This window comes from Mesorhizobium sp. M7A.F.Ca.AU.001.01.1.1, from assembly GCF_004022735.1.
In the GTDB taxonomy this organism is placed as follows: Bacteria; Pseudomonadota; Alphaproteobacteria; order Rhizobiales; family Rhizobiaceae; genus Mesorhizobium; species Mesorhizobium ciceri.
In genome coordinates this window covers 1-8244 of sequence record NZ_RZPF01000242.1, presented here as the reverse complement: position 1 = coordinate 8244, position 8244 = coordinate 1, and the positions used below count along the sequence as shown (strand labels likewise).

Below are 8244 nucleotides of genomic sequence, written 5' to 3'. Positions count from 1 at the left end.
CTGCTGAAATCAGGCACCACGCTGAAGATCGACGCTTTCGCGGCAGACACCGGACAAGCGGTGAGCTTTTCCATTCCGCTCAACGGCTTCGCCGGCGCACTTGCCCGAACCGCGGAGCTTTTGACCAATTGATGTGAGCCGCAGGACTTAAAGCGCGCGCCGCCTGAACGCAGTCTCGCGGCAGGGCGGTGCGTCACTGCAGCAGAACATTTTTCAGTCAAACGACGATTGTTTTAAGCCGTTCGGCGATCAGGGCGGCAAGCCGAGCCGCCACTTCGTCCTTGCTCATCTCCGGCCATTCCTCGACACCGGCCTTTGACACGATCCGCACCCGGTTGCGATCGCCGCCCATCACGCCCGAAGAGCCGACGCCGCTTCCCTGCGACACGTCGTTGGCAACGATGAGATCGGCGCCTTTCTTCTTGAGCTTGGCCTCGGCGTTGCGCAGGAGATCCTGTGTCTCGGCGGCGAAGCCGATAACCAGGCCGGGTCGCTGGCTGTGATGGCCGACGCCGGCGAGAATGTCGGGATTCTCGACCATGCGCAGCACCGGCGGCCCTTCGCCCGCGACCTTCTTGATCTTCTCACCGGCCGAGTTCTCGGTGCGCCAGTCGGCCACGGCGGCGACGAACACCGCCGCATCTGCGGGCAAGAGCCGTTCCACCGCGTCGCGCATCTCCTGCGCACGCTCGACGTGAATGGTCTTCACTCCGGGGGGATCGGCGATGCCGACAGGGCCGGAGACGAGGCGCACATCGGCGCCGAGCCTGGCCAGTGCTGCCGCGATGGCATGGCCCTGCTTGCCGGACGAGCGGTTGGCGATGTAGCGCACCGGGTCGATCGGCTCATGGGTCGGGCCGGAGGTGACGATGATCTTGCGCGCCGACAGCGGCCTGGGGCCGACATCGAGCAGCGCCTCGACCGCAGCAACGATCTCCAGCGGCTCGGCCATGCGGCCTTCGCCCGCCTCATTGCTTTCGGCCATCTCGCCCCTGGCCGGACCGACGAAGGTGACGCCGTCCTTCTGCAGCGTCGCGCGGTTGCGGCGGGTGGCCGGATGCGCCCACATTCTGGGGTTCATGGCCGGCGCCATCAGCACCGGCTTGTCGGTGGCGACAAGCACGGTGGAGGCCAGATCGTTGGCGTGGCCGTTTGCGAGCTTCGCCATCAGGTCGGCGGTGGCGGGCGCCACCACCAGCAGATCGGCCTCGCGCGACAGCCTGATATGGCCGACATCGTGTTCGTCATTGCGGTCGAACAGCTCGGTGAAAACATGGTTGGCGGAGAGCGCGCCGACCGACAGCGTGGTGACGAATTCCTGCGCGGCCGATGTCATGACCACCCGAACCGCGGCCCCGCGCTCGCGCAGCCGGCGGATCAGATCCAGCGCTTTGTAGGCGGCGATGCCGCCGCCGATGATGAGCAGGATGCGCTTGCCGGAGAGGCTCATGCACCCTCCCAAGGATTGACTATGCTGATACCGCAATCGGAAAAGTCAGCAACGTTTCTAGTCACCACCGCAAAGCCCCGCGAGCGAGCAACCGAGGCGATCTGTGCGTCAAATTCGCGTATAGGACGTCCCAGAAATCGTCTGTTCGAAACAATCTCCGCGTATGCTTCGGCTTCGCGGTCACCGAACGCGAGCACTGGGGTCTTGAGCCATTTGGTGAAAAAGGCCCCGATGACACTACCCAGTGCAGCCTTACGCGTTCCGTCCGGCATGTTCGCAAGCCCAACGAGCAGCTCTGCCTTGGTCATCGCCGTGACATATGAGCGGGTCGCGAGCGAGCTATCCATCCAGGTAGCCACCCCTGCATCCGGCCGTGGTTTGAAGGTTTCCGAGATAACATTCGTATCCAGCACGAACATGGTTAGTCAAATTTCAGTGGCTCGCGCGTAGGGCCGCGCTCCGGCAACTCGACATCGAAACCGCCATGGGGCTCAACCAGCCTACGAATCGCGGCATAGAGTGACTCTCCCCGAGGGTCTTGGTCCACACCGTCCGAAAGAACACTCTTGGCAAGAACGCTACGCGCTTCCTCTTCCATTGAGACTCCCCTCACGGCAGCTCGCTCACGCAGTTTCTGCTTCACGTTGGTGTCGAGATTGCGGATGGTAAGTGTGCTCATGTTTTTGCTCCTTACCTCAACCTAGTCCATGAAAGCGTTGCTTTCAATGATAGCAATGCCGGCACTGCTGTCACCGAGAACTCAGATCATCTTCCAGGCGATATAGACCAGCGTCACGGCAATCACCCAGAGTGCCCAGCGGCCGGAACGGCTGTAGCGCGCCTCGGCCTTGCCGATGGCGTGGGCGGTGGTCTCGTCGAAGCGCAGGCCGTGCTCGGCCATCAGGTCGATCTCGCGCGACAGCCGGTCAGTGCGCGCCGCAAGCTCGGGCACCTGGCGGGCCAGCGTCAGCAGCGCCTTGGCGCCATCGCGCGCATCCATCATCATGCCACGCGGCCCAAGATTGCCTGATATCCAGTCGCCGACCACCGGCTCGGCAGTCTTCCACATGTTGAAGGCCGGGTCGAGCGTGCGCGCCACGCCCTCCACCACCACCATGGTCTTCTGCAGCAGGATCAGTTCGGGCCGCGTCGCCATGTCGAAGAGCTCGGTAACCTCGAACAGCAGCGTCAGAAGCTTGGCCATCGAGATGGTCTCGGCCGGCTGGCCATGGATCGGCTCGCCGATCGCCCGGATCGCCTGCGCGAAGGCCGCGACATTGTGCTGGCGCGGCACATAGCCGGCCTCGAAATGGACCTCAGCGACGCGCAGATAGTCGCGCGTGATGAAGCCGTAGAGGATTTCGGCGAGGAAGCGGCGCTCCTTCTTGCCGAGCCGGCCGGCAATGCCGAGATCGACGGCAACGATGGTGCCGTTCGCCTCGACGAACAAATTGCCCGGATGCATGTCGGCGTGGAAAAATCCGTCGCGCAGCGTGTGGCGCAGGAACGACTGGATCAGGTTTGTGGCGATGGTTTTCAGATCGTGGCCCGCCGCGACCAGTCCGGCAATGTCGTTCATCTTGACGCCGTCGACCCACTCCATGGTCAACACGTCGCGGCCGGTACGCTCCCAGTCGACGGACGGCACGCGAAAGCCGGGGTCGTGCCTGGTGCTTTCACCGAGCTCCGAGAGGGCCGCCGCCTCGAGGCGAAGATCCATCTCGATCTTGGTGGTCTGAGCCAGCGTCTGGGTGACCTCGACCGGCCGCAGCCGGCGGGACGAGGGGATGTATTTCTCCTGCAGGCGAGCGGCAAGGAAATAGCTTTCAAGATCCTGGAAGAAGCGGCGGCGCACGCCGGGCCGGATCACCTTGACCGCCACCTTGGTGGCAACGCCGTCATGCATGGCATCGGCGGCATGGACCTGGGCGATGGAGGCGGCGGCGACCGGATCGCCGAATTGAGCGTAGAGATCGCCGACTTTGCGCCCGAGCGAGGCTTCGATGGCCGCTATGGCTTCGGCCTTCGGAAAGGTGTGCATCTTGTCCTGCAACATGGCGAGATCGAGCGCCATGTCGTTGCCGACGACGTCGGGCCGCGTCGCCAGGAACTGGCCGAGCTTTACATAGGAGGGGCCGAGCCGGACGACCGCCTTGGCCAGCCGGTCGCTGCGCTCATAGGCCAGCGCGCGGCGGCGCGTGAACAGCCGTGCCATCCGCCAGCCGAACTTCGGCAGGCCGGACAGTTCCTCACCCGGCAGAGCGGCGACGACACCCTCGCGGACCAGCACCCAGCCGGCCCTTACGAGCCGGAATCCTGCACTGACATTGCTCATGGCAGCGCCAACCCTGCCGGCTCTTTGAACCGGCATAGCACGCGTCGATTGTGAGAAATGCGGTCCGGCCTCAAAGCTTCCAGCCCGAATGAAGTGCTGCAATACCGCCGGAATAGTTGCGGAAGGAAACGCGGTGGAAGCCGGCGCGGGAAATCATCGTCGCGAAATTCTGCTGGTTGGGAAACCTGGCGATCGATTCGACCAGATAGGAATAGGGCTCGCCGTCGCCGGTGACCATCTTGCCGATCTTTGGAATGGCGTTGAACGACCAGGCTTCATAGGCCTTGTCGAGCAGCGGCATCTCGACCTCGGAAAATTCCAGGCACAGGAAGCGCCCACCGGGCTTCAGCACGCGAAACGCTTCGCCCAAGGCCACCTCGATGCGCGGTACGTTGCGGATGCCGAAAGCGATGGTATAGGCATCGAATGTGGCATCAGGGAAGGGCAGTTCCTCGGCATTGGCCTCGACGAAATCGGTGTTGCCGGACAGGCCCTTCTTTTCGGCCCGGTCGCGGCCGACAGCCAGCATCGAGCCATTGATGTCGAGCACGGTGGCATGGGCATTGCCGTGGCTGGCATCGACGATGCGAAAGGCAATGTCGCCGGTGCCTCCGGCAACGTCGAGCACCTTCCAGCCCGCCCGTTTAGGCGGATTGAGCCAGGTGACCATGGCGTCCTTCCACAGCCGGTGCAGGCCGGCCGACATCAGATCGTTCATCAGGTCGTAGCGGTTGGCGACCTTGTGGAAAACATCGTTGACCAGGGACTGCTTGTCGCCAGCCCCTACACGCTTGAAACCATAGGAGGTTTCCATGCCGCCCGCGGCCGTGGTTCTCTCAACTGACATTTTTTTGATCCGTCATAAAACCGGCGGGACCATAGCCGATCGATGGTGCGGGCGCTATTGTTTAAGGCGCGGTGTTCAGCCGCGCTTCCAGGTGGCGGGTTTTCGAGACCTGGACGGACCGACGGGATGATTGAATGCCTTTGAAAGCGGAACTGCACTGCCACATCGAAGGGGCAGCGGCGCCCGAACTCGTCATCCGCCAGGCGCAGAAATACGGCAAGGACACCTCGCCCTATATCCAGAACGGTTCCTTCGTCTGGCACGATTTCACCTCCTTCCTGGCGGCTTATGATTTTTCCGCCGATCTGTTCCGGACCGAGGAGGACTATGCGCGGCTGGCCGACCACTATCTGACCAGCCTTGCCCGCGACGGCGCCATCTATTCCGAGGTGTTCACCTCGCCGGACCACGCTAAAAAAGCCGGCCTGTCGCCCAAGGCCTATACCGACGCGCTCGGCGAAGGCATGGCCCGCGCCAAGGCCAAGACCGGCATCGAGGGCCGCATGATCGTCACCGGCGTGCGCCATGTCGGCGTCGAGTCGATCGAGCAGGCGGCGCGCTTCGCGGCGCGCTGCGGGCATCCGCTGGTCACCGGTTTCGGCGTTGCCGGCGATGAGCGGATCGGTGATATGGAGGACTATGTCAGGGCTTTCGAGATCGCTCGCGAAGCCGGGCTCGGCATCACCATCCATGCCGGCGAACTGACGGGCTGGGAGACCGTCCAGGCGGCGCTGGATCACATCCGCCCGTCCCGCATCGGCCATGGCGTGCGCGCCATCGAGAACCCGGACCTCGTCCGGCGCATCGCCGACGAGGGTATCGTGCTGGAATGCTGCCCCGGTTCCAACATCGCGCTCAAGGTGTTCGACAGTTTCGCCGATCATCCGTTTCCGGCCCTGCAGGCGGCAGGCTGCAAGGTGACGCTCAATTCCGACGATCCGCCCTATTTCTGGACCTCGCTCAAGCGTGAATACGATATCGCTGCCGAGCATTTCTCGATGAACGACAAGGCGCTGACCGCCGTCACCAGAACGGCCATCGAGGCCGCTTTCGTCGATAGAAAGACAAAGACGGCACTTCTTGCCCGGTTGAACAGCGCGGCACGCTGATTTCCGCCGACAAAGCTGTGGTCGGTGCGGGCCAAGCGGTTCCTTGGCCGGCGCATTGCCGCTAGGGTTCGCCCAGGCAGCTTGAAGCGCGGCGCGTCCGAAAGGGCGATGCGCGCATTTTCGGGCGCAGGCATCAGGAGAACACCATGCAGGGCGTCACCGTCGTCGACCACCCGCTTGTCCAGCACAAGCTGACCATCATGCGCAAGAAGGAAACCTCGACGGCGGGCTTCCGCCGGCTGCTGCGCGAAATCTCGCTGCTGCTCGGCTACGAGGTCACCCGCAATCTCGAACTGACGACGACGACCATCGAAACGCCGATGGAAACGATGGAAGCGCCGACGCTCGAGGGCAAGAAACTGGTCTTTGCCTCGGTGCTGCGCGCCGGCAACGGCTTGCTGGAAGGCCTGCTCGACCTGGTGCCGGCGGCGCGCGTCGCCCATGTCGGTCTCTACCGCGATCACGAAACGCTGGAGGCGGTCGAATATTTCTTCAAGGCGCCGAGCGACCTCGCCGACCGGCTGGTGATCGTCGTCGATCCGATGCTGGCCACCGCCAATTCGGCGATCGCGGCGATCGACAAGCTGAAAGAGCGCGGCGCCACCAACATCCGTTTCCTTTGCCTGCTGGCGGCGCCCGAAGGCATCGAGCGCTTCATCAAGGCGCATCCGGACGTTCCCGTCTTCACCGCTTCGATCGACCGCCAGCTCAACGAGAAGGGCTACATCATGCCCGGCCTCGGCGACGCCGGCGACCGCATGTACGGGACCAAGTAATATCAGACCAAGTCGCCTGGTACGATTTACCAAATATTTACGAAAAGGCGCGGTTTTGGCGCGCGTTAAAGCGGCAAACACCATCCGGGCTTAACGATCGGCTGTCACTACAGCGCCGCGCGTCCGTTTCGGACGCGCAAAGGACGCTGTAGCACTTTGATTTTGTGCATGAGCCTTTCCGAAAATCGTTCCCGATTTTCGGGGTCATGCGGCGAGGCCGATCCATGCTGCGCAAACTTCTGATCCTCGCCGTTTTCGCCGGTACATCGGCATCGATACCGATTGTGTATCAGTCGAATCCGCAACTCGTCGAAAACCTGCTGAGGTCGGCGGTGCCGGGCAAACAAGCGGTCGAAGCCCAGCCGAACGTCAATCTGGCATCGGTGCCCAACAAGCCCGCGGCACCGCTGCCGATGGGCCGCAAGGTCCTCGTCGCGGCAGACGAACGCGGGCATTTCTCGTCACCCTTCAAGCTCAACGGACGTCAGGTCGACGGCATGATCGACACCGGCGCTACATTGGTCGCCATCAACATTTCGACGGCACGCAGGATCGGCCTGTCGCTGAACGCTTCCGACTTCAACCGCGAGGTCAACACCGCCAACGGCACCATCAAGGCGGCTGTGGCCATGATCGACCGCCTGCAGATCGGCAGCATCACCGTCAATGACGTCCAGACCATCGTGCTCGACGACAGGGCGCTGCGCACCAATCTGATCGGCATGAGCTTCCTCAACCGGCTCGACAAATACCAGGTCGAGAACGGCACGCTGCTGCTCGTCCAGTAAGGCTATTCGTTTTCCCAAATTCCCAAGGGAAAGCGCTATGCGCTTTTTCCCAGGGAGAACCGTTTCACACTTTTCCTGGAATTGCTCTAGCCGCGCGGCAGAATCCGCCGGATGACCGACTTGTCGGCGGGCGGCTTCGAGGCACCGACCATATAGGCCGAAAGCACGGTTGCCGCGGCGGCCTCGGCATCGGCCGATGAGCGGGCATGGATCAGCGCCAGCGGCTCGCCGATCCCAACCTCCGCACCGACCGGCAATAGTCTGGTGATGCCGACCGCAGGGTCGATCTGGTCGTCCGGCCGCGTGCGTCCACCTCCCAGGCCGACCACTGCGAGCCCGATATCGCGGGTGGCGATGCCGGTGACGAAGCCATTTGCGGTCGCCTTGACGGCAAGTTCGATCGCCGCCGCAGGCAGATATTTTTCCGGTTTCTCGATGAAATCGGCGGGGCCGCCAAGCGCGGCCACCATGCGTGCGAAAGTGGCGGCGGCGCGGCCGCTGGCGAGCGTCTCGGTGGCGCGCCGCATGCCATCCTGGTTGGACGACACCAGCCCGGCCGACTGCAGCATTTCGGCGGCCAGCGCCAGCGTCACATCTTCGAGCCGACGGTCACGATACCGGCCGGTGAGGAAATCGACGGCGTTGCGCACCTCGACTGCGTTGCCGGCGGCCGACGCCAGCGGCTCGTTCATGCCGGTGATCAACGCCGAGGCCTTCAGTCCGGCGCCGTTGGCGATCTCAACCAGGCTGTTGGCGAGTGCGGTGGCGTCGCGCGATTTTTCCATGAAGGCGCCGTTGCCGACCTTGACGTCGAGCACCAGCGATTGCAGCCCGGCCGCCAGCTTCTTCGACAGGATCGAAGCGGTGATCAGCGGCACCGATTCGACCGTGCCGGAGACGTCGCGGATCGCATAGAGTCGTCGATCGGCGGGCGCGAGG

The 8244-nt window shown here is 63.4% G+C and carries 9 protein-coding genes; 3 read left to right on the top strand and 6 right to left on the bottom strand.

Annotated features, from left to right (window positions below):
* Positions 1–217: 217 nt before the first annotated feature.
* The 5 genes from coaBC to ubiE form a co-directional block, all read right to left on the bottom strand.
* Positions 218–1450, bottom strand: coding sequence for a bifunctional phosphopantothenoylcysteine decarboxylase/phosphopantothenate--cysteine ligase CoaBC (gene coaBC / locus EN884_RS16515; RefSeq protein WP_128360632.1), 1233 nt, complete (start codon positions 1448–1450; stop codon positions 218–220).
* Entirely contained in the window at positions 1447–1869 is a 423-nt protein-coding gene (locus EN884_RS16510) for a type II toxin-antitoxin system VapC family toxin (RefSeq protein ID WP_024502801.1), read from the bottom strand. The genes coaBC and EN884_RS16510 overlap by 4 nt, the downstream gene beginning before the upstream one ends.
* Positions 1870–1871: 2 nt before the next feature.
* Positions 1872–2129, bottom strand: coding sequence for a plasmid stability protein (locus tag EN884_RS16505; protein WP_013529622.1), 258 nt, complete (start codon positions 2127–2129; stop codon positions 1872–1874).
* Positions 2130–2210: 81 nt separating this feature from the next.
* Positions 2211–3785, bottom strand: coding sequence for a 2-polyprenylphenol 6-hydroxylase (ubiB, locus tag EN884_RS16500; RefSeq protein ID WP_063168992.1), 1575 nt, complete (start codon positions 3783–3785; stop codon positions 2211–2213).
* Positions 3786–3855: 70 nt separating this feature from the next.
* Complete coding sequence (ubiE, locus tag EN884_RS16495) at positions 3856–4632, bottom strand: bifunctional demethylmenaquinone methyltransferase/2-methoxy-6-polyprenyl-1,4-benzoquinol methylase UbiE (RefSeq protein ID WP_063168991.1); 777 nt, start codon at positions 4630–4632, stop codon at positions 3856–3858.
* A 134-nt stretch (positions 4633–4766) separates the two neighbouring features.
* On the opposite strand from ubiE, the gene EN884_RS16490 reads away from it, so the two are divergent.
* From EN884_RS16490 to EN884_RS16475, 3 genes are all read left to right on the top strand, one after another.
* Positions 4767–5741, top strand: a complete 975-nt coding sequence (locus tag EN884_RS16490; RefSeq protein ID WP_063168990.1) for an adenosine deaminase — start codon at positions 4767–4769, stop codon at positions 5739–5741.
* A gap of 146 nt (positions 5742–5887) precedes the next feature.
* Positions 5888–6517 carry a uracil phosphoribosyltransferase gene (upp, locus tag EN884_RS16485; RefSeq protein ID WP_013529626.1) on the top strand — a complete coding sequence of 210 codons (630 nt, stop codon included), beginning with the start codon at positions 5888–5890 and terminating at the stop codon, positions 6515–6517.
* A 224-nt stretch (positions 6518–6741) separates the two neighbouring features.
* Positions 6742–7305: a TIGR02281 family clan AA aspartic protease gene (locus tag EN884_RS16475; RefSeq protein ID WP_024502797.1), complete on the top strand. Its 564-nt coding sequence runs from the start codon at positions 6742–6744 to the stop codon at positions 7303–7305.
* Between the two features lie 86 nt (positions 7306–7391).
* On the opposite strand, the gene EN884_RS16470 is transcribed toward EN884_RS16475, so the two are convergent.
* A partial coding sequence (locus EN884_RS16470) for a thymidine phosphorylase (RefSeq protein ID WP_128360631.1) occupies positions 7392–8244 on the bottom strand: 853 nt, incomplete at its 5' end.

Excerpts from the sequence above, each read along its gene's own strand:
- coaBC (WP_128360632.1), bottom strand. The coding sequence starts at position 1,450 with ATGAGCCTCTCCGGCAAGCGCATCCTGCTCATCATCGGCGGCGGCATC.
- EN884_RS16510 (WP_024502801.1), bottom strand. The coding sequence starts at position 1,869 with ATGTTCGTGCTGGATACGAATGTTATCTCGGAAACCTTCAAACCACGG.
- EN884_RS16505 (WP_013529622.1), bottom strand. The coding sequence starts at position 2,129 with ATGAGCACACTTACCATCCGCAATCTCGACACCAACGTGAAGCAGAAA.
- ubiB (WP_063168992.1), bottom strand. The coding sequence starts at position 3,785 with ATGAGCAATGTCAGTGCAGGATTCCGGCTCGTAAGGGCCGGCTGGGTG.
- ubiE (WP_063168991.1), bottom strand. The coding sequence starts at position 4,632 with ATGTCAGTTGAGAGAACCACGGCCGCGGGCGGCATGGAAACCTCCTAT.
- EN884_RS16490 (WP_063168990.1), top strand. The coding sequence starts at position 4,767 with ATGCCTTTGAAAGCGGAACTGCACTGCCACATCGAAGGGGCAGCGGCG.
- upp (WP_013529626.1), top strand. The coding sequence starts at position 5,888 with ATGCAGGGCGTCACCGTCGTCGACCACCCGCTTGTCCAGCACAAGCTG.
- EN884_RS16475 (WP_024502797.1), top strand. The coding sequence starts at position 6,742 with ATGCTGCGCAAACTTCTGATCCTCGCCGTTTTCGCCGGTACATCGGCA.